Raw genomic sequence first — 26367 nt, forward strand, 5'->3', positions numbered from 1 at the left:
ATAACCACAGCCCCCAGGCTTCGCTTTGCTGCATCCAAGCTACGAACTACAAATACTTCAATCAACACAAAAAGTGCTCCTCATCCAAAGTTGCTTTCGCTACAATTTCTCGCATGATTTCATTAGTGCCTTCAAGAATTTGGTGCACTCTCAAGTCCCTGAATATTCGCTCAATTTGGTAATCACGTAAATAACCATATCCCCCATGGATTTGCATTGCCTTGTCACAAATACGGAAGGCAACATCCGTAGCCAGACGTTTCGCCATGGCACAATAAAGAGGAGCTTGAGAATCATTTTTATCCATAGCATTTGCTGCTCGATAAACCATTAAACGCGCTGCTTCGTAATCTGTTAGCATATCTGCAAAATAAAAACGTAATGCTTGCATCTCGGTGAGTGGTTTGCCAAACTGTTTACGCTCATGCATATAGTTCTGAGTTAATCGCAAGCAAGCAAGGGCTCCACCTAATGAGCATGAGGCAATATTTATCCGCCCCCCATTTAAAGCGTTCAATGCAATTTTAAATCCCATGCCTTCATCACCAACACGATTAGCAATGGGAACACGACAATTTTCAAAATACACCATACAGGTAGGTTGACTATGCCATCCCAATTTTTTTTCTAATTTGCCAAAACCTAATCCTTGTGTATTTTTTTCGATCAATAAACAACTTATTCCATGATGCGACTCATCACCAGTACGAACCATACATAAATAAACATCACTTACTGAACCACCTGAAATAAAGGATTTGGCACCATTAAGAACATAATAGTCTCCATCTTTTATGGCTCTAGTTTTTAAAGAGGCTGCATCAGAACCGGATTCAGGTTCAGTCAAGCAATAACTACCGAACACTTCCATGGAAATTAATTTAGGTCCCCACTTCATTCGTAACTCAGAATCAGCATATCGATCAACTAAAGAAGTAACCATATTATGAATGGAAAGATAAGCGCTAGTACTGACGCAACCTGTTGCTAATTGTTCGAATAATAATGCGGAGTCTAATCGTGTTAATTGTGCTCCTCCAATATCCTCACGCGCCATCATCCCAGCCATTCCTAATTCAGCGGCTTCACGTAAAACCTCCATGGGAAAATAATGATGTTCATCCCAATTATCAGCCATAGGAGCCAATTTCTCGCGTGCAAAATCAGCTGCCATCTCACGAAAGGCCAAATGCTCTGCTGTGAATTCAAAATCCATAAAAACCATCCTTAGAAAATCTATTTAAATGTATTATTATTACGAATTTTTATCATCCATGAAAGAGATATGCTTCGAAAATTACCTAAAACATTTTATGAGCGTGATACAATTGAGGTTGCCAAAGAACTTTTAGGAAAGTACCTTATCCATAACCAATCCGGATTTGAATATATAGGTAGGATTGTCGAGGTAGAAGCATATTTAGGACAACATGATCTGGCTTCCCATTCATCTAAAGGTCTTACCCAAAGAACAAAAGTCATGTTTGGACCAGCTGGATATGCCTATATCTATTTAATTTATGGAATGTATTACTGCACCAATGTCGTTACAGAAACTGAGGGCACAGGTTCTGCAATATTGATACGCGCTGTTGAACCCATTAAAAACATTCACGGACGAACACAAGGCCCCGGATTGCTTTCCAAAGCAATGCATATAGATAAGCAATTGAACCAACATGATTTAACCGGTGATATTTTATACATTGCGGAAGCAGAAAACCAAGATCCGTTTACCCTTGTGGAAAAACCAAGAATTGGTGTTCATTATGCAAAAGATTGGGCAGAAAAATTGCTGCGCTTTTATATAAAAGATAATGCTTTTATTTCTAAGCCCTAATCTTTAAAAAAACAATAGCTCTCGTAGTGAGAATGACTAGCGTCTGCATCTAGAATTTTTTGATTTTTTTGACAAAGGCATAGTCATAACTAGGGTGAGTCAAAAAAATCAAAAAATTCTTTAAAATGCAGTGCAATAGGTCGCTCATAATGAAGGCTACTGCTTTTTTAAGGATAATGATATGATTGCAAGTTTCCTGCTCGTGAAAAGAATTAAGAATAAGAATAATCACATGGAAACTCTTGCAGCACCTGTAATTCGTAATAACTCACTTGCCGTACTCAAAGAATATTTTGGTTTTGACTCGTTTAGAACACCACAGGAAGACATCATTCATGATGTTATTTCCGGATATGACGTTCTTGTTTTAATGCCAACTGGAGGTGGAAAATCTCTATGTTATCAAATACCTGCCATAGTAAGACCAGGAATAGGCATCGTTGTTTCTCCATTGATTGCTTTAATGGAAGACCAGGTGGCTGCACTCAAATTACAAGGAATTCGTGCTGCATATTATAACTCCTCTTTAACCAGTGAAGAGGCAAAAAACGTATTAATGCAATTACATCATGATGAATTGGATTTACTGTATATCGCTCCTGAACGTCTGATTAGCACCTCATTCCTGGATCGCTTAAAAGAATGCCATATAGCACTTTTTGCCATTGATGAAGCCCATTGCATCTCTCAATGGGGGCACGATTTTCGCCCCGAATATTCTGCTTTAGGTATTTTAAAAAACCATTTCCCTGATACCCCCATTATTGCTTTAACTGCAACTGCTGACAAACAAACACGCCAAGACATTGTTGATAAATTAAATTATTCGCCAAAAAAATACATTGCCTCATTCAATAGACCCAACATCCATTATAAAGTAGTCCCTAAAACCAATGCGGTAAAACAATTGAATCAATTTTTGCAAACAGTAGAACAACAATCAGGGATTATTTATTGTGGCACTCGCACTAGTGTAGAAAAGCTTGCCAAAAAACTGCACGAAATCGGTTTCAAAGCTCGAGCCTATCATGCTGGACTTCCCCATAAAGAACGCCGAGAAGTCCAAACATTATTCAGGCATGATCGCATTGATATTGTTGTTGCCACGATTGCTTTTGGGATGGGAATTGATAAACCCAATGTTCGTTTTGTTGTTCATCATGATTTACCTAAAAATATTGAAGGCTACTACCAAGAAACAGGGCGTGCTGGACGTGATGGATTGCCCGCCCAAGCGCTTTTACTCTATGATGCAGCGGATAGCACAAGACTACGTTCCTGGATCATTAATAACCCGCTCGATGAGCAAAGACGGGTTGAAACCAATAAGCTCAACCACATGCTTGCTTTTGCTGAAGCAGCCTATTGTCGTCGCCAAATTTTATTACGCTATTTTGATGAAATTTGTGATACGGAATGTCAATATTGTGATGTGTGCGAAAATCCACCAATAACCGCTGATGCAACAGAAGATGCGCAAAAATTCTTATCCTGTGTTTATCGATTGCGACAAAATTATGGTTTAACGCATACCATAGACGTATTGCGAGGCAGTTATTCAGATAAAATAAAACAATACGGTCATGAACAACTAAGTACCTTTGGTATTGGTAAAGACAAATCTGCCCACTATTGGAAGCACTTAGCCTGGCAACTCATTCATAAAGAGTATTGTGTGCAGAACATAAATCACTTTAATGTTCTTAAATTAACACCCAAAGCCATTCCTTTACTCAAAGGTGAAGAAAAAATCTCGCTTACTTTACCCAGTTATGATCTTAAGCGGAGTAAAAAGAAAACCAAAGAACGACACTCAATTGAAACGACAAACACTCCGTTATTCGAATTACTCCGTGCATTAAGACGTGAGCTGGCAGATGAAGAAAACAAACCACCCTTTATGATTTTCAGCGACGCAACCTTACATGCAATGGCTGAAGTAAAACCTCAAAATTTAGAACAGTTACTTGCAGTACCCGGTGTGGGTCAACATAAATTGGCTCATTATGGACATCAATTCCTTAAGGTAATATCAATTCACCTTGGGCATTAAAACGATAACGATTTTGATCCCAACCTTGACCAAAAAGTCTTAGTACGGAGCTGTAATAACTATCTGCAGTAAGTTCTTCAGCATCAATACGCTGTCTTTGCACCGCAAGCTCTGACGGATTATTTGCTAATAATGGTAATAGTGCAGCGGCAAAACCAATAGAGCCTTTGCCTTGTGTTTTACCAGTCAAAATATTAATTTTTTCTGGCGGAGTCCCCAACTTTTGCGTCAGTCCAATAATAGGTAAAAAATGTTTTATCAATTCTGCCGATTGGGTTGCATCCTGAGCTAACATTCCTACCCAAAGATAAACACGAATAGCATTATAACTACCTAAATTAGGATATTTTAGATCAGGTTGCCAGCCACGATTCTTCTTCCAAATAACCCAATCCGGTGCAAATCCTTTGGGAGAGGTTTCTAGTAACAAACGTCTGCTATTTCGCTCAAGAATATTCCATTGATTGTTGAATTGAGCAAATCGAGCAAATAACTGAGGAGGTAAATAACTGGGATTAAGACGCCAATAGTTTTTAAAATTAAACCCGAATTTTCCTGGAAGTAACATAAGTCCAAATCCCGGAATTTGAACTACTTCTTCCTTCAGAATGCTTTGAAGAAGCTTTTTACCAAGAGAGTCATAGCGCTTATTGTTCCATAAGCGTCCTGCTTCTAGTAAATCATAAGCAATCCATAAGTCAGAATCAGCAGCAGAGTTACTGTCTAAAACAGTCCATTTTTTTTGGGAATTTTGTCCCCATTCCCATGCAGGTAAGTGCGTTCCCAAATCACCTGCGGCAAGATTATTTTCAGTCCAGCGTAATAATTTATCAAACATAGGCTGATCATGAGCAACTAAAGCAAAGAATAATCCATAGCTTTGTCCTTCAGAAGTAGTCTTTCTTTCTGGAAGTTGTGGATCAATGACTCGTCCATCCCTACTGATGTAGTACCGCTTAAATTTCTCCCAAATTGGCCATTGAGTACTTGCCATGACATGACTAATACCCAAAATAAATAGGATTATAATTAATAAGCATTTCTTATTTTTTAATTTAAAAATCACGTCTTATCCTGTTGTGTACCTTTTAAACGTTGTTTAATGAGTAATGACAAGCCCTTCCATACCAAGAATGTAATTAGGACTGCAGCCAAAAGAGCCAAGAGCGCCAGACTAATTGGGTATTCTTTCAACGAGTACCAAAAGCGTTCCCAAAATGGCAAATATCCTAAATAGTACTTATCACCTACCCGAAAACTGTTAATTCCAGAGTCACGGATTACCGCTAGAGAACCAAAAAATTTGTCAACATTTTTATTATTAGTTAATGCCCTATTGAGTAGATCAAAACCTTGCTGACTTTCTGCTAATAAAGCAATAATGCTACGTTTTTTGTAATATGGTGATTGAATACCGAGAATAGCTGCTACAGAACCCATTGTTGTGACAGTAGTTTTACTTTCAGCTGCACTGAACGGAGTCACTCGATGCGTATCTGGCATTGCATTTCTATTTAAAGGCTTTTTAACCCAATCTTGGGTTTTATTAATTAGTAAATTAAGATCATCATTATCACGAAGGTCTTTAGGTAACGTGCCAATAATCAAAAGATCAACATCTTTATTTTTAATTTGAGACCAATTATCTGTCAAAGTCATAGCTAAAACAGGATAACCGGTTGCTGCGCCAATGTTACCCGCAACATTAAGTAACGAAGTCACTGTTTCAGGTTTTGATTGTGGATCAATATAAACCACCGTTTGTGACAGATCAGCAAAAATACTAAAAGGAAAACCCGAGCTCATGAATGCATTTAAATCGGGCATTGCAATATAATGATAATAATTGGAGAGATTTAATGTTGAAGCTTCATCAATGACTCCTAAATTATTAATTACCTGATAAGTAATGCATTGTTCATTTTTTATTCCTCCTGCAACTTGTGCTCCGTATGCAAAATCAAAAGTAAATTGATTATGTGCCCCTAATTTTGTTGGAATATAGAGTTCTTTGCTTGTTACTGCCATATTTCCTGCAAAGGATTTCTCTCTCTTAGGCTCCAGAACATAACTTTTTACAAAAGAATTATTCAGGCTAATATGCAGCTGCGACATACTTGATGCCGGCGGCAATGAGTAACGATACTTTAAACGTAAATCAATACCCCTGCCTTGGTGTACAAACAAATCAGGTGGTAAATTAAATCTAAGTGAGATGGGATAAGGAGTAAACCCTTTTGTTTGTAGTTGCTCGTCAAATTCTTTTAATTTTGTAAAAGCCACTGGCTTATCGGTAGGGGTCCAGTTTGGCGCATCATAAGGCTTGCGAGATTCTAACATTTTTACATTATTAATAATAACGCTTGGTCCTCGAAAAAGGACACTACCTTGTGCTATTCCCTGAACAGCAGTTACTAAATCCTTATTATCACGCCCCAAAATCAACAGTAATTTAATATAAGGATTATTTGGATGACTTATCATTTCGACTGTAGGGGCTGTCACAGCTTTATAATTTTTCATGAAATCAGGCCTTTGTGCATTCGTTGCAAATACTATGGCATTTCTTGTAGGGACCTGGTTAAACAAAACAGGGAAAGTTGATCCACGCCATAGAGCCTTACTTCCAAACCATGACGCCAGAATTGCTGCAGCACGTTGTTGCGCCAAATCAGGTTGTCCAGAAAATATAATGGGTAAATTTAACTGATTGTTATCCAGTGGGTCAAAAAAAGGCATTGGAAAATTTGAGAGATCATTTTTCAAAAGCAAGGTTTGAAAATTCAACTCAAGATAGCTGTTCTTGTCAATATCCATCCATATTGAACTGTGAGCTGGATTTTCACAAATCGCTTCATAATGACCGATAAACTCAAGACGAAGGCGATTAAAATCATTGATAAAACGAGGATCGATAGGTATATCTATGGAACTCAATTTACCTAATTGTTCAGCACTGATTGCGATCACATCGACCAATTCGTCATTTAGATAAATTTTAAGTTGCGAAAGTAAAGGAATAAGTGCTGGTGAAGGAATAAATTGCAAATGTAATACTGCTTGAAATATCAATTCATCTTTACGCATAGTAAACTCGATATTTCTTCCTGTAGTGAAGTTACCTAAAGTAAAATTACCTTGCTGCTGATTTAAATTATTAAAATATAACTTAACTTTTCGTGTTGGAACGTTGGCTGGGACAGATAATATAGATTTTGCAGTCTGGCCGGGATTTGTTGTAGCAGCAGAAACAGCGTGCAAATGGAATCCAAAAGCCAGTAATGTAATCCAAATTATTTTTCTTATCATTATCTCATCCATTAGTTTTTAAATTTTATTTCAACTTCGGTAATCCAGCCTAGAGATTGCTCTTTAGTCTAGGTTGATGTGGAAAAAATGTCCCCATCCAAATAATTGCATTGGTAAGACTTATAAGTAACTTACGAATTTTACGCGGTGTATGTTCTATGATATCGTAATAGCCACGCAAATCCAGAGCAAATACATCACGCATACTTTTCAAGGGTTTATCCTGACTAAATTCTTCTTGCCATAATGACCAAACGTCTGCTCGTGCAAAGGTACACTGAATAAAATCAATATTTTGTCTCAGAGACAATTCGTGTAAGTGAATACCCGCATTGCGATTAAACACATAGGCAATAGTTCCTTGGAAAGCAAATTCGTCTCGCCCGCGTTTGAGGAGAAGAGTTATCTCTTCTCCTATGCGCAGCAAGTCTTGCTCCTCCATTTGTATCCCTACTCCTCTATCAGAATAATCCCTAAGAATACATTGATGTACATGACCGTCAGATCGCATAATTGCTGCCGGCATAATAAAAGCCACACGAGGTGCCCTACGTCTTTGTCTTGCTTCGATACTTACTCCCAACGCACCTCCAAGAATAGTTATATTATATAAAGACCAGGTTGCAGTAATAAGAACCGCTATAATTGTTGCGGCTGGATCCACAGTCAAACGAAATCCTGCTGCGATTAAGCCCGCAATATTAACACATAGTAACACTACATAAGGTCGAGCAGTTATCCAGTCTACGTGCTCTTCTGCAATAAGGTCCCCTTTAGGTGTGACGTTAAATCTTCCCTTGCGTGGGTTAATTAATGCCATAGTTGTAGGCACCGCAATATACCAGGCCATTACTGTTTCATAGATTTCATTCCATAAAAAATGGCGAAATCTTCCTTGAATCTGATTATTAGTCAAAACTGCATGAACAATATGAGGTATAGCATAAAGTAATATCATCACCCCAGAAGCATAGACTACATAGGCATTCAAAACTAAAAATGCTGCAGGAGTAATGAAAAAAATCAAGCGAGGAATTCCAGAAAGAAAATGCAACATAGCATTAAAATAACAAAGACGTTGTCCAAAGGCTAACCCTTTACCGAACAAGGGATTATCCATACGTAAAATCTGTACCATGCCACGTGCCCAACGAATACGTTGGGATACATGACTTGCAAGACTTTCAGTTGCTAAACCGGCTGCTAATGGAATTCGAATGTAAGCAGAATTATAACCAAGACGTTGAAGTCGCAATGATGTATGTGCGTCCTCGGTAACGCTTTCTACTGCCAGACCACCAATTTTTTCCAAGGCAGAGCGGCGCATAATCCCGCTCGATCCACAAAAGTAAGTTGCATTCCATGTATCATTTCCATCCTGTACCACACCATAAAATAAGGCGCTTTCATTGGGTGTTTTTCGAAACGATTTCAAATTGCGTTCAAAAGGATCTGGTGAGAAAAAATGATGTGGCGTTTGTAAAATTGCGAGATTAGAGTCTTTTAAAAACCAGCCTACGGTTAATTGCAAAAAAGGATGGGTAATAACGTAGTCGCAATCAAAAACTGCTACCAGCTCACCATGTGAACGTTCCAAAGCATAATTAATATTACCTGCTTTTGCATATTCATGGGTAGGGCGTGCTATATAGTGTACCCCTACTTCATCAGCAAATGCTTTAAATTCAGGACGGTTGCCATCATCAAGAATATATATATTAAGCTTTTCTTTAGGCCAATCCAAACCCAAAGCTGAATATACCCCAGGTTTTAATATACTTAGAGCTTCATTATAAGTGGTGATCATAATATCTACAGTAGGCCAAGTAGTATGATCCGCCGGCAGCGGCATTGGTTTACGATGTAAGGGCCAGATACTTTGAAAGTATCCTAATATCATAACCAGCCAAATGTAGGTCTCAGCAAAGATAAGAAGGCTTCCAAATACAGCACTTACTGCATCATCCCACACTAAAGTATATGCGTACCTCCACCATAAATATCGACATGAAACAATCACAGAAAGAACAACCAGCATAATAGTACTTACATGCCCGGGAGCTTTACGAATACTCATAGCCATTCCCCATAGCAGGACTACAAAAATAAATTGTGCTATGGGTTGAAATGGCTGGGTAATACAAATCAATAACAATATAGCTGAAAAAATGCTTAATGTGATAATTAGAATACGGCGTACAATGCTATTTATTTGTTTAAAATGTTTTGAAGTTTGTTTTGTTACTTTATTGCCTTCAATCTTTTCCGGGAGTTTTTCTATCCATGAGTAATAATAATTAAGACCTCTTTGCAAAAAACCGTAATTGGTTCTTCTTTTTTGTTCTATATAAAACAAAATAAGCCATAGGCCTTGAATTAAGTATCGAAACATATCTCCCGGACGAGGATTTTTTCTTGAAATATGCGGAAACAAAGCGTGATGATTTTCGCGTACCCATTGCCAACGGTGTGATTCTAATCGTAAAAATGTCCAAGCAATTATTTGGAATAAAATAATACAAGTCGTAGTAAAAATCGATGCTTGATGATGAAGGAAATGTCGATAAATCTTTTCAACTTTTTTATATGCCCTATCCGACAAGAGGCAGTACATGACATTACTCATTTTTTATTTCCAAAATCATTATTCATGCACCAATCGGCTAAGGCATTTATATCTTGAGCTATTAAACTATGCGCGTGATATTCGCCTATAGGTTTTTTATCTGCGAGCGCCTCTGCAAGTGCCTCATCACTATGAAGTACTATGGGTAATAAAAAATTTGCTAACAACTGCTGCCATAACTCATATAAATCTTTTTGCAATGACTTGGCTGCAGAATAATGATTCATTAAAAAATAACACGCTGGAATTTTTTGCTGATGCAAACGAATGTGGCAGTTGATGTCCGGGGTTAACAATAAGAATACGACGTCTGCTCTATCTAATCCCTGTTGAGTCAATAAGGTGGTATCAGATGCCAGATCAAGTAAAATCCAACGATAATTTTTTTTTGTGACTAAGTCATCTATATTTTTTTTCCAGAAATCAGGATTTTTCTGGAATTCATTTTTCAAATTAATACACTCAGCTTGGGTTATTTTCCCGAAAGGTAAGTAACTCAAGCGCTTGTTGTAAGTGTGAATGCTTTCTCTCCAGTCACCCTTGTCATGATAGGAGCGCGCCCAACCCTCTGCTTTTTCAAACGGCATATTAAAATGCAAGCGCAATAAGTTATCCGCTGTAAAATCAATAACCAATACTGATTCATTCAATTGCTGTAAAGCCCAACATAGACCCGCAGCAATAGAGGTTACACCTATCCCTCCACGGATTCCTTGTAACGCAATTACTGGCATTCTCTTGTCCTATTTATCTTTTTGAGCCAATTTTACTCAGCTCTTTCAATATTTTCCAACGCTCAATTATCTCTTTAATAATTTCTTGTTTTGAAATATCTACATACGTTAACTGAGTTAAATATATCCAGCTCAGCATGAGCAAATCATCCTGAAGCCCAAGAGATTTCAGTCCATGTGAATCTGATATCTGATTCTTCATAGTATACTCTTACAAGCTGTGTATGGACTTACCCATTTAAACATAGCGTGCTTTGATAAAAAGATCAATTTTATCCAGTTAGTTATGCTTCAACTCATCCTATTTTAGAACTCGTTTCTAATTGAAAAAAATTCTAGGTATAGAATTTTTGAGTAGTAGGTGCAAGTGTTTCATGTCTTTTATCAATAAGTTCCTGTGCTTTAGCAATAATTGGATTTTCTTGTAAGTTTTCGTCTGGATGAGCTAACTTACAGAATTCTTTATATCGATCCAGCTCCTGTTCGCGCATATAGAGTTCAAATTCCTTGTAAAAATTCTTTCCATTCTCTGGTCCAAGAATCTCAATAAATTGTTCATACAAACCAGTTTTGGGATTACTGTAAAAACAAATATCCATGAATTTTTTCTGGTAAATGGAAGAAAACTGATAGGGCTCACCCACAACTTCAGGTATTTGGTTAAATAAGATACTCACTCCTTTTGCTTGATGTTCATTTTTAGCTTGATATAAAAGCTGAATCACTTCCTGACGTTTTTCCTTTGGAACAATAATTGAGCGGATCGCTGCAAATTTCTTCTTTTCATCATTTAAAAAAGGAGCTCCACCTACCCGAGCACCTCGCTCAGCAAGTGAGAGCTTCATATTTCCATCTGGCAAATCTTTTAACGTGGCAAGAACACCATGACCAGTAAACCCAGTTGCCTGAAAAGCCATCCCCTCTCTATCTAAGTGACTTAAGATATTCTCAACCGTGGAGTCAGATTGAAGTTTATCTAATGCTCTTGTTAAGTGTTCAAACTGTGTGGAATATTCCGGGTGTTTGTCTCGAATAAAAGACTTTAAATAAGAATTAAGAACCTCAATCCCTTCATCGAATAAACCCGAACCGTATTTAACATCTGCATTAGGAAATTGAAGAACCTCGTTCAACTTTTCTCCACCAAAGATGAAGTAAAGCCTTCGTCGACAATAATATTCTTTATAATCAATATGATACGACTCAAAAAAATGTTTAAGTGCTTCCTGAGGAACCCTATTCAATGGCGCGATTGTAATGACCGATTGAGCTTTATCGTTTTTGGCTAAAACATCTGCTCCTGCGGCCAAAAGTATAGGCATTGCCTCACTATGTTGATACGCAACAGCTTCCAGTAAAGGTGTATTTCCCTGTTCATCTCGCGCTTCCATTAATTCAGCTTTTGTCTTTGGATCTGAAGCAACTAAAGCCAGTACTTTCTCTATTTCATCTGTTTGTTTATGCCTAATTACTGTATGTAAGGGAGATTCCCCTTTATTATTTTTTTTCAAGAGTAATGCAGGACTATGAGCATGAATATAGTTCATAGCATTTCCAAAATTTCCCTTGGCGAGCAACAAATGATAAGCAGTGTTTCCCTCATTATCTTGTTCTTCCAATGAACTGCCTTTTTGGTGGAAGAACTCAACAAGCCCACCAGAGTTAACTTCAGCAGCAGCTAATAAAGGGGTTCTTCCTTTATCACTTCTATCTTCTACTGAAAAATAGCCCCTATCAATTACGTGTTTCACAAGTAAAGGTTGTTGTGTTTTTATTGCAACAAACAATAAGTTATCCCCTTCACTATCCTTATCATGAATAAGAGAAGGCTCATCAATACTCAGCAAGTAATCGATTAATTTTATATTACCTAAACTTGCAGCTAATAGTATTGGAGTCATTTGGGACTCATTTGTTGCCGATAAAGAAGCGCCATGTTTGACTAACCATCGTAACCCATCCAAATCCCCTCTTTTTACCGCATCAAATAAAGCCTGATCCTTTTCTGTGGAAGTACTTTTAGTTACAAGCAGATTAGCAATCTCAAGTTGATTTGCTTCAAAAGCAAGTTGAAAAGCTGTTTTTCCCTGATTATTTTTCAGGTCTACCGAAACACTGCGCCCCAACAAATAAGAAACACACACCAAGTGTCCATTTCGAGCAGCCGACATCAATGCATTTTCGTCCTTGTCATTAACAACCATCAGATCAGCTCCCGCATTATCCAAAAACTCGAGTATTTCTAATTGTCCATTTCCAGCCGCAAGAGTAGCTGCATTTTCTCCAATATTATTTTTTCGATGCAGATCACAACCTTTTTCAAGTAAATACTCAATAATTTTTAAATTTCCTCTCCCAGCCGCAACCATTAGCGGAGTATTACCTTGATTGTCTGTTACCTCTGCGGCGAACTCCTCAGGAAAGAATTTAAGTGCTTCCAATTGATTATTGTATGCGGCGAAATGTACACCAGACCATCCATTTTTAGCTTTATGGTGAAGCAAACTTTCTTTATCTCTTGCGATTTTTAAAAGAATTGTCAGCGCTTTGACATCACCTAAGGCACTAGCAAATAATGCAACCTTACCAATCCCTTCTCGGCGGAAGCTCATTGAAGATAAAGCTTCCAATTTGCTATGCTGTCCCAAGAGAACCTGATTACATATAGGACTCAATTTAGACTTAGATTGTAATAACGGCATTGTCTTTGATGACGAATATAAATAACAACATTCTAAAGGAGTATATCCATTGTCATTGGAGACTTGGAAAATAGGATTGCCAAGTTCCTCTCCTTTTTTGATAAGTACGTCTAAAATGTCAGGCTGATCATATATTACAGCTAGATGTGCCAGCGTATTACCTTCTTCATCTGATGCTAAAAAATCTTCCTCATCTAGGCTTGAAAGTAACTTTTCAAATTGAGCCAAATTCCTTTGCTTTATTGCTGTTTTTAATGATTCTATTCTGCTCATTGAAACATCTCATCTATCATTCTGTTAAAAGAAGTATAGTTGATATGTAGAAGACGGAATGATTAAAGTTAACTCCTATTGTGAAAAATTAATTCGTCGATCATCCATTCTGATAAAGACTTAACTCACGTAATATCGCAGTTGCATAAGCCCCTGCAGGCAGGCTAAAAGATAACTCAGCCAGATTATTCTTAATAACACAGTTAAATTGTTCTGCATGCAAGATATTAGCACGCCAATCCTCCTCTAAACCATAATGCTCCAGACCTGCCAACCATGGCTGCCAATCGTGATAAATTTCATTAACCAATTGTAATGCTTCGTCTTTGATTTTGTGCTTGCTTTTTCCAGGTAAGGGACTTGCAGGAGAAATATCTTTATCTCTAATTCTTTGAAGTAATTCATGATCAATGTGATCAATAGAAAAAATACTGTTTGATCCTTTAAGCTGCATCACATCGCCAGATAGAGGTGAATTCCAGCATTGCTCCATAACACGACGAGATAAAATTAGATTGTAAATCCATGAACGTGCCGCAGAACAATAAATACCCCGTAGGAATCTATCTTTTACTCTATGTCCTTGAACGAGCATTTTTTCGGCTTTCAGTAAATTACCTGCATTGCGACCAAATCGTTGCTCTCCAAAATAATTAGGAACACCATATTTTTTAATGCGTTCGATGCGCTCCAGCAAATCTTCTTTATGGGAGATTTCGCGCAAAGATACAATAAATTGATTACCAGTTAAAAATCCTGGCCTTAATTTCTTATAATGACGCGACCATTCCAAAACGCGCCAACCGGGCGCCGTAAGTTGTGCAACCCCCGGAATCTGTTCACCAGGAGTATGAATGCTCAGCCATTGAGTAGCCCGTGCCTGTCTATCCTTTAATCCAGCATAACCAATTGATTTTATAGATTTATTCAGCAATTTTGCTAAAGACTTAACCACTTCTTCTGTAGTAACTCCAGTTTTTTCTATTCTAAGGACAATATGTTCTCCCTCTCCGGAAAATGGACTATCAAAAAATTCATTCACCTGAAAATCTTCTGGGCTGCATTTAAAACGAGCAGTAGACTTTGGCAGCCCATTCACATATGACCAGTTTAAAGAATACATAATAGCCTTACTGAAACTTACCCTAACCTTTTCAAAAATTTGATAAAAACTATATAAATCAAAAATTTTTAAGTGCATACTTAAGAAACTGTACAATACATTAATTGTTACTAAATGGATAGATTAACAGTGAATGAACCATTCCCACCGATACGTAAAGCAGTGTTTCCTGTTGCCGGCCTTGGGACACGGTTTTTACCTGCAACAAAAGCAGCACCCAAAGAAATGTTAACTGTAGTAAATAAACCTTTAATTCAATACGCAGTTGAAGAAGCCTATGCTGCTGGCATACGCCAAATGATTTTTGTGACTTGCCACAATAAACGTGCTATTGAAGATCATTTTGATCATGCCTACCAACTCGAGAGTGAACTTAGCATTCATGATAAAAATGAACTTTTAGCTGTAGTGCAATCGGTAACGCCTGCTGATATGGAGTGTTTTTATGTTCGTCAGGCCAAACCTCTTGGTCTAGGACATGCAGTTTTATGTGTGGAACAAATCATTTGCAATGAACCATTTGCTGTAATACTTGCTGATGACTTAATGACAAGTACAACACCAGTTATCCAACAATTAATCCAAATGTATGAGCAATACGGTCATAGCATTGTAGCAGTAGAAAATATTCCTCAAGAACTCACTGAGTGTTATGGAATTATTCAAGGCGCGCCCTGGGATAAAAACCTTTTGAGCATACATCATTTGGTGGAGAAACCTAAACCTCATAATGCTGCTTCAAATATTGCAATTGTGGGACGTTATATCCTAACCCCAAGTATTTTTGCACAAATCAGGAAATTACCTCATGAAAACCATAAAGAAATTCAATTAACTGATGCAATTAATGGGTTGGTAAAAGAAGAAACTATTTTAGCATTTCCCTATGAGGGGCAGCGCTATGATTGCGGAAGTGTTCTTGGTTTTCTTAAAGCGAATGTGGATTTAGGGAAGGAGCATCCAACTGAAGGGAAAAATTTTACCAAATGGCTTTTAGCTTAGATTATTTATTAATTGAGAATGTATATGGAACATCTAACGAAAATGAACTCGTGGAAAAAGCTCGAAAAATACGCAAAAACATACATTAACCAAAATTCGGAAACAAAAAATTATTGTGTATCCAGCGACAGCATTACTCTGGATTACAGTGAACAACATATTAATCCCCAAATTCTAGATTCACTTCTTGAGCTTGCTCATGAGAGTGGTCTGCTTGAACATATTAATGCCATGATGGTTGGAAAGCCTATTAACAATACAGAAAATCGGCCCGCCTTGCATACAGCACTTCGTGCTCCAGAAGATAAAGTCATATTGGTTAATGAACATAATATTATTCCTGAGATAGTTCGTGTGCGAAATATGATGAAGCTAATTTCCACAAAAATCAGAAATGGAGAGTGGCGTGGTTACTCTGGAAAACCTATTACTGATGTAGTGAATATAGGAATCGGAGGCTCTATGCTTGGTCCTTTTTTTTGTATTAATGCATTAAGTGATTTAGTAACAGACAGATTAGGATTTCATTTTATTTCCGACATTGATCCAAACGCGTTCTCACGTAGTACTGCAAAACTAAACCCAGAAACTACCTTATTTATTATTTCCTCGAAGTCATTTACTACTCCAGAAACTTTATCTCATTATCAAAAAGCTTTATCTTGGCTAAATCAGGAGCAACATTTTAACCAGCATTTTATTGCCGTCACCGCAAATACTGAAAAAGCTCAAGAAATGGGTTTGGAAACCATTCTCCCTATCTGGGAATGGGTTGGAGGGCGTTACTCCTTCTGCTCAGCCATTAATTTAATTTCTTGTATCGCCATTGGTTTCGAGCATTTTTCAGAAATCCTTGTTGGGGCATACAAGATGGATATGCATTTTTGCACAGAGCCTTTCGCAAAAAACTTACCCGTCCTTATGGCATTATTAGGTATATGGAACATTAATTTTTTAAATATTAATAACTTGCTGGTCATGACTTACTCTCAAGACTTACAGTATTTTGTTCCCTATCTTCAGCAACTCGATATGGAAAGTAATGGTAAATCGATAACCAGACAAGGTCGTACAGTTGATTATGCGACAGGCCCCATTATCTGGGGTGGTCTGGGTAATCATGCACAACACAGTTATTATCAGCTTTTGTGTCAAGGAACACATAAAATAGCTGCTGATTTAATCAGTGTTAAAACGTTTGATGGTAAGGTAATTAATAAAATATGTCATGCCCACAAAGAAGTATTAACGAAAGGTGGAAATCACGGAGAAAATCCTCACAGTTACATTGACGGAGAAATGCCTATCAATCTTCTCTCTTTGACTGAATGCTCGCCAAAAACTCTTGGTTCACTGATTTCTTTATACGAACATAAAATTTTTGTCCAAGGTGTAATTTGGAATATAAATTCATTTGATCAACCCGGAGTCGAAAGCTCCAAGGAGATAGTTCGACAGAATAATTGGATTAGTTAATGTTCATAGTCAGATTATTATTGTTTAGCTTAATTACTCTAAAAGTTTATGCCATCGATATCAACCCCAAACAGATTTTATTGGATCAGGTAATTTGGGGTGAGACCTATTATAGAGATGATTTTGTAAAAAGCTCTCTTGAGCGTTTACAATTGATAGCCCCTAATGATCCTGAAGTTCTTGCAGCACGTATCAGACTTGCGATACGTCAAAAGAACCTGATTCTAGCAGAAGAACTACTTGAGGAACTAAAACAAAAAGCCCCTGATTCAATGGAATACAAACAAGCTAAAATGAGTGTACTCCTTACACAGCCTGAAGCAAAACTAAAATTGCAACAAGCAAGAATAATGGCCATGTCAGGGCATCTCGATTTAGCTAAAGCTCAATATGATGCTCTTTTTCATGGAATTTTTCCTACTCCAGAATTAAGTACTGAATATTGGCGCATCGTCTCAAGAATACCCGCTCAGCGTCAAAACGCATTTAACCATTTGCAAGAGCTTTATAATTTTTTAAAAGCACATCACGTTTATTCTAATAATAAGAACCAGGATAATTGGTCTTATGCACTCAAAGATAGGCTTGCAGAATTATGGGTTGCCAGTGGCGAAACAGCATTTCAAGCAGGTAATATTGATTTGGCGCAAAAACGATATCAGCAAGCCCTCCTTTTAGATAATAGGAGTTATGATGCTTGGGTTGGGATAGGAGAAGTAGCATTTGCCCGCAAAAATTTTATCAATGCAGAACAAGCATTTAAACGAGCATTGATCATTAGTCCGGGAAAGGGTACCGCGGTCTTTGGGCTCATTGGCATCTACAAGCGTCAATCGTTACAAAAGGCACTGAATTACCTCAATAGTTTGCCTGAAGATCTAAAAAGCAAATTTAAAGATGCTCAACGTAGTTTGGAAAGCGCTTTATTACAAGAGCAAGCAGAACGTCTTGAAAAAGCAAACCAATGGAAACAAGCAATAGAAAAGTACAGGCAAGCACTAAAAATTGACCCGGATAATGTTTGGTTAACTTATCATTTCGCCTTAGCATTGAATCATGAAGGTGAGTTAAAAAAGGCACATGACTTATTTCAGCGGTTGATTGCAAAACAAAGAACAAATCCGACTCAAGTATATGCTTACGCACTTTATTTATCGAGTATGGATCAGTTACAACAAGCGCTGACCCATCTTCATACTTTACCGCAAAATCAATGGAATGAAGACATACGTCAATTGGCACAACGGTTGACCACGGAATTGATTTTACAGCATGCCCAACAATTACGCGACAGTGGTGATAAACAAGGCGCAGCAGCTTATTTAATGAGTCAAACACAAACCACACCTATCAAACTCACTTTAGCAGATTGGGCTTTGCTCGATGGCGAATTTGCAAAAGCATTGAATTATTATCAAGATGTGAAAACTCATGAACCCCTCAATGCTGATGCAAATCTTGGAGTTATAGAATCACTTATCGCTTTGGGAAATAAGAAAGAAGCACATCAGTTGCTGGAACAGCAGCAAAAGATAAAATTGACTTTTAATCTTAACATGCAAAGAAGGTTGGCGAATGCCTGGAATGCTGTAGGAAGCCCCAAAAAAGCACTGACTATTTTCAACCATCTCAAAAAAGAAAGTATTAATGCAGCACCTAGTCAGGATAGTGCGCTTATATTTCGCGATGCTGCCCGTTTGGAAACACAACTTCGCATGCCTAAATTAGCTCAGGAAGATTACAAAAAGGCAATGGTTAAAAGTAATATTACTTCTGTATGGCCTGCCAGCAACGATTATTATACCTGGTTAACCCGTAATCATATAGAAGATGATTGGCTAAAACGTAGTATTCGCTCTGAATCAGCCCTACTTTATCGGCAACAAGAAACGCGCATTACTGTACATGAAGATTATTGGCGTTTGCCGGGTTCAGCTGGAATTTCCGACTTACGTGCCGAGGATACCATAGCACAAGCAGATTGGGCATACTCGAATGGCCGTGCTTTTTTTAGAGCGGACAGGATCAATTTAGGTGCTGGAAGTTTTTCTCCAATAGATGGAGTTTATTTTGATGATTTTGGTACTTGTGCTATCAACGGATGTTCAACTGGTATCAAACAGACGACAAAGGGTATAGGATGGGATGGCGGCTGGCAAAACCCCCTCTGGGGGTTTGATATTGGACAAACACCTATAGGATTTCCTGTAAAAAATTGGATTGGCGGCATCAATTACAACGGTGAAATACGAAATGTGGGTTGGACAATTACCGCATCTCAACGTCCTATGACGAACTCCCTACTTTCTTTTTCAGGAACTGTCGATCCCAATACGGGAATCGTATGGGGAGGAGTAGTTGCTACAGGTCTCACTTTGTCGCTGAGTTACGATCGCGGCGAAGCTCATGGCGTCTGGGCTAATATTATTGGCAGTAAGCTAACTGGGAAAAACGTGGTATCTAATACACGTATTCTTTTATTAGATGGTTATTATTACAAAATCATTAATGAAGAGAACCGTCGTCTTTCCATTGGAGTCACAAATATGGTCTGGCACTATGAAAAGAATCTATTTGGATATAATCTTGGACAAGGCGGGTACTTTAGCCCTAATTTTTATATATCATTTTCACTTCCGATAAATTATCGCCGACGTACTGCAAACTGGTCTTATGAATTAGGTGGTTCGATAACCTATTCACGCGACACTACCAAAGACATGCTTGCTTATCCCTTACCAAACCTGATTCCAAATTTTGATCCTTCGCAAAACTTCATCCAAACGGGTGGACCTGGCACAGGCTATGGTTATTCTGTACTTGCATTGATAGAACGTCGACTTGGTTCACATTTTGTTATCGGTGGATGGTTAGATATCCAACAGTCAACAGACTATACCCCAAGCCATGCTGCTCTTTTTCTTCGCTACTCATTTGAAGGCTGGCAAGGAGATATGAACATGCCAATCGTTCCATTAGTACCTTATTCTAATTTTAGATAAAGTGTTTTGATCATCATAACCTCGGTGAAGCGTAGTAATTGTCTTGAATTTTTTTCAAGACAATTACTACGCTTAGAAAATTACTGAGGATAAGGAACCCAAGCATTGTCACCTTTTAATAAAATATAAAATTTATCTTGATATTTCATCACAGTAACACCTTCATTGGATGAAACAAAGGGAGTTTTTGGTAAATTTTTGGTTAGCGTATCTAAATTCACATTTTCCTGACTAAATATTTTTCCATCTACTAAACGCGCAATTAATTCTGATATAGCCAAATAGCTGCTTGGCTCATTTATTTGTATTTGATCTGGTTTTGCCTTCAAACCAATAAATTTGATTCCAACAGGTACAAGTGTAATGCTTGGACTAGGAATGTCACGTAACCCTGGCATTTGTAATTTATCACCAACAAGATTAGCTCCGTGTTCTGGGATAAAAATTACAACTGCTTTACGGCCTGAATTTTCCAATGTGGTAAAGAAATTCATTGTTTGATCTAAAAGTTTTCTTGCCCGTGCCTCATAGGGTGCGGGCGCATTTTCACCAATAAATGTATTACCATCATGAAGCGAAATCTCATTAAAATAGGTAACATTACGCTTTTTTCCTGACTCCTTCTGTTGCTTAAGCCATTTATCCAGTAATTGACCATCATCTGAAAGAAGTTTTCCATCAAATGAAACAAGATCAGGACGTATGCCCGCTCGCGACATTAAAGGCACGTCATCTAAACCGCCATACTCTCTTATCTCTTTGAGAAAATTACCAAATTCACCTTCATGGTCAAGCATCATCTCGGGAGAAAAACCAAGTTTGGCTACGTTATCCAAAATATAACAATTTTGAGCTACAGGCTTATAAAGACTAGTATGGGGTGTTTCACCACAGCTTGCACGTAATAAGCGTATTGCAGCAGGTCCACTATATGAAGCAGATGAATTGAACTGATTAAAGAGAATATCAAATTTACTCCATATAGGATGATCTCTTAAATGCACCGCATCTATATCTGCCCACGCAAGAGAGCACACCTGAATAAACATGATATCAAAAGGCAGTGCATCAGCAGAAAGAGAACTTGGAAAAATGGTATGCAACCCTTTTTGCTGTTCATAAAATTGATTCAAGTATGTATTGAGATTTTCATTAGTGGGCGGCAAATTACTGCTAAACTCTGCTAACCCGCTTGTCTCTGTTCCAGATTGTACGTTAGTCATAGCGGTCTTACTTTCTACTGGCAAAAGATTAATAGTTGGTCCTGTTAGAGTAAGAAGATTTAACCAAATTAAAGCAATTACTGTAAGCGTAGTAATGCGAATCCATTGAGAAAGAAACAGGTAAACGACTAAGAGGATGAAAGCCATACCTATCAATTGCCAATTAATGAAACGATTTAATAGCTCAAGAAGATAATTAGAACTGAAAGCAAAAAGATTGGTACCCTGACTCATAATTGTACTTAAACCCGGTAACCACGTATCGTGATAAAAGAGAGCGATACCTATAGGAATAGCTATCCAATTACGGCAGCGATGAAGAAATATTGATGGTAAAGGAAATAATAAAAAAGCCAAAAAAACTAGATTGGCAAAAGAATGGAAATTTAAATATCCACCCCATAAAAGCGCGAACTTCAATAAGAAATAATAGTTCCAACCATTAATATCACGCCATTTTACACGGATTTTTTCTTGTGTCTGCACTGTTCCCATCATTACTATTCTTTGTCCATAAATAATTGATAAATTGATGCCCAACTGACTTTATCAAAATCCTTTCGTACAAAGCAGGCATGACAGATATAGGATTAAATCCTTTTTTAATTTTTTAGTGTAACAGGATATATAAGATATTCAATGTAAAATAGTTATTTTGCATATACTTACCTGGATCCGTTCTTGACATAAGCCCTTGCATCTTGATATTTTGAGGGAAATTTAAAATAAAGGACAATATGTTAAAAAATAAAACCATTTCAATTATCGGTGCAGGTCATTTAGGAAGTGCTGTTGCACGCGGCCTCATTAAAAGTGGACATCCTGCAAGTTCAATAATATTGAACACTCGAGATCCCAGTAAATTACAACGTTTGGTTAAAGAACTAGGGGTGCAGGCAGCCAAAAGCAATACTCATGCGGTCATGAGCGCCGATATCCTTATTCTTGCAGTAAAACCTCAGTTTATGCAGAATGTATGCCAAGAAATTAGCTCAACCGTACAACTAAAACAACCTGTTTTTGTTTCTTTAGTGGGTGTAATTGATATTGATAACATAACTCGTTGGCTCGAAAAGAAAGACTTGGGAGTTATTCGTGTTATGACCAATACCCCAACTGAATTTTGCAAAGGAACATCTGCTTTATTTGCTAATTTTTCTGCAACATCAGAACAAAAATTACTAGTTGAGGCCCTTTTTAATGAATTAGGCTGCACATTTTGGGTTGAGAAGGAATCCATGCTTGATACGCTTACAGCCCCTATCGGTAGTGCACCAGCGTATGTCTTTCTCTTTCTCGAGGCATTGGAAAAAGCAGCAGTCAGTAGAGGCATTCCACAAGAGCTCTCCGAAAAAATTGCCTTAGAATCTGTTTTTGGTGCTGCAGAATTAGCTAAAAAATCAGGGCGCTCTTTTGCCCAATTAAGAGCGGGTGTTAGTACCCCTCATGGAGTGACAGCTCATTCTTTGGAAAAACTTTCTTTTCCTGACTTTTTTGATCTTTTTAAGCAAGTCTATGCAGCCGCAGAAGAACGTATTGAGCAAATAACGCAGTCATTAAATACCGACACTTAACGCTAGTAGAACGTAGCCTGGGTGCAGCGCTACGTTCCTTATGATTGGCTAATCAAGCCTAGAGCAACTTAGCTAAGATTCGATACGGGTCTAACCCAAGGATGTAACTTAGCTAAAGCTGCTGGTAACTGAGTTATATTATGCTGTGCTTCAGTCCTACTTTCAAACTCCCCAACAGTCAGTATGTACCAAACACCTTTTGCATTAGTGAAATGTCTTATTTTGGCATTTTGAGTAAATAATTTATTATTCTGCTGAAAACGTTCTATATCATTTTTATTATGGCTGGCAGCAACCTGTATGGTATAAAGAGGGGTGCTTGTATTTGAACTCGAAGACTGTTCTTTTTTATTTTGTTTAGCCGTTGGAATCTCAACTGTTTTTGATTCTCGCGTCAGATCAGATTCTGGACTTTCCCGTTTAAACTCAGATTCAGGAATTCTAGGCTCTTGCCCCGCTAAATTTTTCATTTGTAATTTAGGAATCACAACGACCTTATCAATAATTGCAACAATATCACCCGACATCTCATCATTGAGATCATCCAAAACTTGTTTTTTGGGCAAAGCAGCATAGACCAATTGTCGTGTTGAAGAATCCTCCCAAGAAGGGATTTGGCTCACTAATACTTCAGGCTGCACTTGCTGCTTCACTACCAAAGTTTCTGTGCTTTTATCTTGTACTGGATGAGTCGTTACTAAATGATGGAAAGATGAAAAATCATGATTTCTGGTAAAATAAAAACCAATAAGTCCTATAATCACTGCCACGCTGGCTGCAATACCTAATTTTTTTATCAGTTTTCGTGGTTCTTTTTTCTTTTGGGAAGCACACTTAAATATAAATGATTCCAAATTACTATTAATTTTTGCCACATCCCCTTTGGTAAGTTGATAAAACTGCTTAAACTGAGCATCAGTTAAAGGTTTACTGATTAAATGCGCAGCCATAGCACGTTGTAACGTATAAGTCCTCGTTTCGTTTTCATTCAATGATCCTAATTCTATGCTATGAACTAAATTATCAAAAAACGAAGCGACTAAATTATTAAGTGTTGCGACAATTGAGTAATCCGATATGAGGCAAAGATGGAAGAAACTAAAACTTTCTTGATTTTTTATTGCTAACATTGCTTCTTTAATTAGAGACTCAGGCAAATGTTGTGCATCATCAATTAATAGCAACACATGTGCCTTACGCTCATTAATTTGTACAACTAAAGAGCTAATATCTGTATTTTCATCATAATTAAGATGCAGTTGACTTGCAATTTCCTGAATAATGTCTTCTCTATTGCAAGGAGGCTTCACTGTCATAGAAACAGATTTGATTTGTTGATCTAAATTACTTTGCAGCAAAGTACCAAAAGAAGTTTTACCTCCATTTTTCTCTGATAAAATCGTAATAAGCACATTGTTAAAAAGAATTAAATGGTTAATGAAATCAATCTTAGCGAGCCAAGATCTGGGTTTAAACAATACTCTTGGTTGAGTTACAGCCGCTACCTCAGACTGAATTACTCCCTCTTTCATTTTTATTCTCCTCTACAGCCGCATTTAGTGCGTTATATAAACAATCCTCTGTTACGCCAGCCTCAAGATAACAGTCACCGAGCTTTTTAATCAGAACAAAACGTAAACAGTTATTTTTAATTTTTTTATCCGCTTGCATTAAATCTTTGAGTCTTTCTAAATTAATAGTTCTTGGAATTTTATGTGGTAAACCCGCATGCTGCAGAATTTGTTCTATTTGTTCCACCAATTGCTTATCAACTAAATGCATTTTATGCGACAAAACTGCGGCACAGTATAAACCAATCGCTACTGCCTCACCATGTAACCATTGTTGATAATGTGTGTACGTTTCCAGTGCATGAGCAAAAGTATGCCCAAGATTCAGTAAGGCCCGCAGTCCAGCTTCTTTTTCATCGGCTTCAACAAACTGCGCTTTAATACGGCAACATTCAGCAATTAATTGGGGCAACTGCAAACTTTTGGGGGTTAATCCCAGTTGAACCGCATCACTTAGTAATTTGAAAAACTTGCCTCCAGCAAGTAATGCATATTTTATCATTTCTGCCAAACCGGCACGAAACTCTCTTTCTGGAAGTGTGTTTAATGTATTCAAATCAACAATCACGGCTTGAGGTTGATAAAAGCTGCCAATCATATTTTTACCTAAAGCATGATTAATTCCCGTTTTTCCACCTATAGAAGCATCAATTTGTGCTAATAAAGTTGTAGGAATTTGAACCAATTTTACCCCACGTTGATAGGTTGATGCTGCAAATCCAGTCAGATCACCAATCACACCGCCACCTAAAGCTATAAGTGTCGTATCTCTATGGTGTTTGTTTTGGATTAATGCATCATAAATAGCAAATAAGCTTTGTTGGTTTTTATAGTACTCCCCATCTTCTAATATCAAAACATCACATTGAGTTTTAGCGAAAGCAGCTTGCACATATTTTAAATAAAGAGGAGCTATTGTCTGGTTGGTAACAATTAGAATCTGTGAAGATGTTATAATATCTTGCAAAAAATCCGGGCTTTGCAAACCATTGCGACAAATAATAATGGGATATTGATGTTCAGTTAAAGAGACATCAACTTGCTCATACACCTCAAAGTTCGCCATAAATATATTTTATTATATTATTTGCAACCGCCTTGACCGTTAATTTATCTGTTTCAAAACTAACATCAGCCAGCTCATTATAGAATGGCTCGCGCTCATCCCTTAATAATTCCAATCTTCCTTCAAGATCATTAGTCTGCAGCAAAGGACGTTTGGTATCTCGCTTCGTTCTCTCGAATTGTTGTTGTAATGAGGTTTTAAGATAGATTACAGTTCCACGCCCCGCTAATGCATTTCTATTTTCGGGAGTGATTACGACTCCACCACCAGTTGCCAAAACAATATTGGTCTTTTGAGTTAATTCTTCAATAACTTTTTGTTCACGGCGTCTGAAACCATCTTCACCCTCAATATCAAAAATCCAAGATATATCGGCACCAGCACGCTCTTCAATCACTTCATCCGAATCAAAAAATTCTAATTTGAGCTCCTTTGCCAAAGCACGACCTATAGTGCTTTTACCTGCACCCATGGGTCCGATGAGAAAAATATTTCGTACTTTAACTATGCTCATTTTTTATTACATACCTCTTTAACTGAAATGTCATTAATTAAAGATCGAGTCCCAAATAACCTCCCATTTTAGCATTAAACTAAAATATGGTAATTTACCAAAGTGGGGATATTTGGGGCTCAATCCTAACTGTATTTTTCGCAGTTAGAAATTCCCGCCCATCATTCTACAACAAATGAGCATATTTTATAACTATTTACTCTTAATCATTTTTATTATATCACTTCATTAAAAAATAAGTCTGTAGGATCATATCCCACGCCCCATAAACTCTATACC

The 26367-nt window shown here is 37.5% G+C and carries 18 protein-coding genes; 6 read left to right on the forward strand and 12 right to left on the reverse strand.

What is annotated here, in order from left to right; translation table 11 throughout:
- Nucleotides 1–61: 61 nt before the first annotated feature.
- A complete protein-coding gene (locus Ltuc_RS09455) occupies nt 62–1216 on the reverse strand; it encodes an acyl-CoA dehydrogenase family protein (protein ID WP_058521020.1) in 1155 nt (384 codons plus the stop codon).
- Between the two features lie 69 nt (nt 1217–1285).
- On the opposite strand from Ltuc_RS09455, the gene Ltuc_RS09460 reads away from it, so the two are divergent.
- Complete coding sequence (locus Ltuc_RS09460; protein ID WP_058521021.1) at nt 1286–1840, forward strand: DNA-3-methyladenine glycosylase; 555 nt, start codon at nt 1286–1288, stop codon at nt 1838–1840.
- Nucleotides 1841–2072: 232 nt separating this feature from the next.
- Entirely contained in the window at nt 2073–3893 is a 1821-nt protein-coding gene (recQ, locus tag Ltuc_RS09465; protein WP_058521656.1) for a DNA helicase RecQ, read from the forward strand.
- On the opposite strand, the gene bcsZ is transcribed toward recQ, so the two are convergent.
- The 7 genes from bcsZ to truD form a co-directional block, all read right to left on the reverse strand.
- Nucleotides 3862–4959 carry a cellulose synthase complex periplasmic endoglucanase BcsZ gene (gene bcsZ / locus Ltuc_RS09470; protein WP_238584100.1) on the reverse strand — a complete coding sequence of 366 codons (1098 nt, stop codon included), beginning with the start codon at nt 4957–4959 and terminating at the stop codon, nt 3862–3864. The genes recQ and bcsZ overlap by 32 nt on opposite strands.
- The gene (gene bcsB / locus Ltuc_RS09475; protein WP_058521022.1) at nt 4956–7202 is read right to left on the reverse strand and encodes a cellulose biosynthesis cyclic di-GMP-binding regulatory protein BcsB; all 2247 of its coding nucleotides are present in this window, start codon (nt 7200–7202) and stop codon (nt 4956–4958) included. Before bcsB ends, bcsZ begins: the two co-directional genes overlap by 4 nt.
- 49 nt (nt 7203–7251) lie before the next feature.
- Nucleotides 7252–9828: a UDP-forming cellulose synthase catalytic subunit gene (gene bcsA, locus Ltuc_RS09480; RefSeq protein WP_058521023.1), complete on the reverse strand. Its 2577-nt coding sequence runs from the start codon at nt 9826–9828 to the stop codon at nt 7252–7254.
- A complete protein-coding gene (gene bcsQ / locus Ltuc_RS09485) occupies nt 9825–10562 on the reverse strand; it encodes a cellulose biosynthesis protein BcsQ (RefSeq protein ID WP_058521024.1) in 738 nt (245 codons plus the stop codon). The genes bcsA and bcsQ overlap by 4 nt, the downstream gene beginning before the upstream one ends.
- A gap of 13 nt (nt 10563–10575) precedes the next feature.
- On the reverse strand, nt 10576–10764 hold the full coding sequence (locus Ltuc_RS09490; protein ID WP_058521025.1) for a cellulose biosynthesis BcsR family protein: 189 nt from the start codon (nt 10762–10764) through the stop codon (nt 10576–10578).
- Between the two features lie 133 nt (nt 10765–10897).
- Entirely contained in the window at nt 10898–13537 is a 2640-nt protein-coding gene (locus tag Ltuc_RS09495) for an ankyrin repeat domain-containing protein (protein WP_058521026.1), read from the reverse strand.
- A 100-nt stretch (nt 13538–13637) separates the two neighbouring features.
- Nucleotides 13638–14660 carry a tRNA pseudouridine(13) synthase TruD gene (gene truD / locus Ltuc_RS09500; protein ID WP_058521658.1) on the reverse strand — a complete coding sequence of 341 codons (1023 nt, stop codon included), beginning with the start codon at nt 14658–14660 and terminating at the stop codon, nt 13638–13640.
- Nucleotides 14661–14774: 114 nt separating this feature from the next.
- Here truD and galU point away from each other — a divergent pair, with 114 nt between their 5' ends.
- From galU to bcsC, 3 genes are read left to right on the forward strand one after another with little or no spacing between them, the layout of a single operon-like run.
- Nucleotides 14775–15662 carry a UTP--glucose-1-phosphate uridylyltransferase GalU gene (gene galU, locus Ltuc_RS09505; RefSeq protein WP_238584101.1) on the forward strand — a complete coding sequence of 296 codons (888 nt, stop codon included), beginning with the start codon at nt 14775–14777 and terminating at the stop codon, nt 15660–15662.
- A 24-nt stretch (nt 15663–15686) separates the two neighbouring features.
- Nucleotides 15687–17138, forward strand: a complete 1452-nt coding sequence (gene pgi / locus Ltuc_RS09510) for a glucose-6-phosphate isomerase (RefSeq protein WP_058521028.1) — start codon at nt 15687–15689, stop codon at nt 17136–17138.
- Nucleotides 17138–20140: a cellulose synthase complex outer membrane protein BcsC gene (gene bcsC / locus Ltuc_RS09515; RefSeq protein WP_058521029.1), complete on the forward strand. Its 3003-nt coding sequence runs from the start codon at nt 17138–17140 to the stop codon at nt 20138–20140. Before pgi ends, bcsC begins: the two co-directional genes overlap by 1 nt.
- A gap of 80 nt (nt 20141–20220) precedes the next feature.
- On the opposite strand, the gene bcsG is transcribed toward bcsC, so the two are convergent.
- Nucleotides 20221–21861, reverse strand: a complete 1641-nt coding sequence (gene bcsG, locus Ltuc_RS09520; RefSeq protein WP_058521030.1) for a cellulose biosynthesis protein BcsG — start codon at nt 21859–21861, stop codon at nt 20221–20223.
- Between the two features lie 239 nt (nt 21862–22100).
- Here bcsG and proC point away from each other — a divergent pair, with 239 nt between their 5' ends.
- Entirely contained in the window at nt 22101–22937 is an 837-nt protein-coding gene (gene proC, locus Ltuc_RS09525; protein WP_058521031.1) for a pyrroline-5-carboxylate reductase, read from the forward strand.
- Nucleotides 22938–23005: 68 nt separating this feature from the next.
- Here proC and Ltuc_RS09530 read toward each other — a convergent pair whose 3' ends face one another.
- Genes Ltuc_RS09530 through aroK form a run of 3 tightly spaced genes read right to left on the reverse strand, consistent with a single transcriptional unit; the run spans nt 23006 to nt 26088 of the window.
- The gene (locus Ltuc_RS09530; RefSeq protein ID WP_058521032.1) at nt 23006–24469 is read right to left on the reverse strand and encodes an SPOR domain-containing protein; all 1464 of its coding nucleotides are present in this window, start codon (nt 24467–24469) and stop codon (nt 23006–23008) included.
- Nucleotides 24444–25574 (reverse strand): 3-dehydroquinate synthase, encoded by a 1131-nt coding sequence (gene aroB / locus Ltuc_RS09535; protein ID WP_058521033.1) that lies wholly within the window; start codon nt 25572–25574, stop codon nt 24444–24446. Before aroB ends, Ltuc_RS09530 begins: the two co-directional genes overlap by 26 nt.
- Nucleotides 25561–26088: a shikimate kinase AroK gene (gene aroK, locus Ltuc_RS09540; protein ID WP_058476563.1), complete on the reverse strand. Its 528-nt coding sequence runs from the start codon at nt 26086–26088 to the stop codon at nt 25561–25563. The genes aroB and aroK overlap by 14 nt, the downstream gene beginning before the upstream one ends.
- Nucleotides 26089–26367: the final 279 nt, after the last annotated feature.

The organism is Legionella tucsonensis, from assembly GCF_001468035.1.
Taxonomy (GTDB): domain Bacteria; phylum Pseudomonadota; class Gammaproteobacteria; order Legionellales; family Legionellaceae; genus Legionella; species Legionella tucsonensis.

What these genes read in the sequence shown, in the direction of transcription:
- Ltuc_RS09455 (WP_058521020.1), bottom strand. Translation starts at nt 1,216, where the DNA reads ATGGATTTTGAATTCACAGCAGAGCATTTGGCCTTTCGTGAGATGGCA.
- Ltuc_RS09460 (WP_058521021.1), top strand. Translation starts at nt 1,286, where the DNA reads ATGCTTCGAAAATTACCTAAAACATTTTATGAGCGTGATACAATTGAG.
- recQ (WP_058521656.1), top strand. Translation starts at nt 2,073, where the DNA reads ATGGAAACTCTTGCAGCACCTGTAATTCGTAATAACTCACTTGCCGTA.
- bcsB (WP_058521022.1), bottom strand. Translation starts at nt 7,202, where the DNA reads ATGATAAGAAAAATAATTTGGATTACATTACTGGCTTTTGGATTCCAT.
- bcsA (WP_058521023.1), bottom strand. Translation starts at nt 9,828, where the DNA reads ATGAGTAATGTCATGTACTGCCTCTTGTCGGATAGGGCATATAAAAAA.
- bcsQ (WP_058521024.1), bottom strand. Translation starts at nt 10,562, where the DNA reads ATGCCAGTAATTGCGTTACAAGGAATCCGTGGAGGGATAGGTGTAACC.
- Ltuc_RS09490 (WP_058521025.1), bottom strand. Translation starts at nt 10,764, where the DNA reads ATGAAGAATCAGATATCAGATTCACATGGACTGAAATCTCTTGGGCTT.
- Ltuc_RS09495 (WP_058521026.1), bottom strand. Translation starts at nt 13,537, where the DNA reads ATGAGCAGAATAGAATCATTAAAAACAGCAATAAAGCAAAGGAATTTG.
- truD (WP_058521658.1), bottom strand. Translation starts at nt 14,660, where the DNA reads ATGTATTCTTTAAACTGGTCATATGTGAATGGGCTGCCAAAGTCTACT.
- galU (WP_238584101.1), top strand. Translation starts at nt 14,775, where the DNA reads ATGGATAGATTAACAGTGAATGAACCATTCCCACCGATACGTAAAGCA.
- pgi (WP_058521028.1), top strand. Translation starts at nt 15,687, where the DNA reads ATGGAACATCTAACGAAAATGAACTCGTGGAAAAAGCTCGAAAAATAC.
- bcsC (WP_058521029.1), top strand. Translation starts at nt 17,138, where the DNA reads ATGTTCATAGTCAGATTATTATTGTTTAGCTTAATTACTCTAAAAGTT.
- bcsG (WP_058521030.1), bottom strand. Translation starts at nt 21,861, where the DNA reads ATGATGGGAACAGTGCAGACACAAGAAAAAATCCGTGTAAAATGGCGT.
- proC (WP_058521031.1), top strand. Translation starts at nt 22,101, where the DNA reads ATGTTAAAAAATAAAACCATTTCAATTATCGGTGCAGGTCATTTAGGA.
- Ltuc_RS09530 (WP_058521032.1), bottom strand. Translation starts at nt 24,469, where the DNA reads ATGAAAGAGGGAGTAATTCAGTCTGAGGTAGCGGCTGTAACTCAACCA.
- aroB (WP_058521033.1), bottom strand. Translation starts at nt 25,574, where the DNA reads ATGGCGAACTTTGAGGTGTATGAGCAAGTTGATGTCTCTTTAACTGAA.
- aroK (WP_058476563.1), bottom strand. Translation starts at nt 26,088, where the DNA reads ATGAGCATAGTTAAAGTACGAAATATTTTTCTCATCGGACCCATGGGT.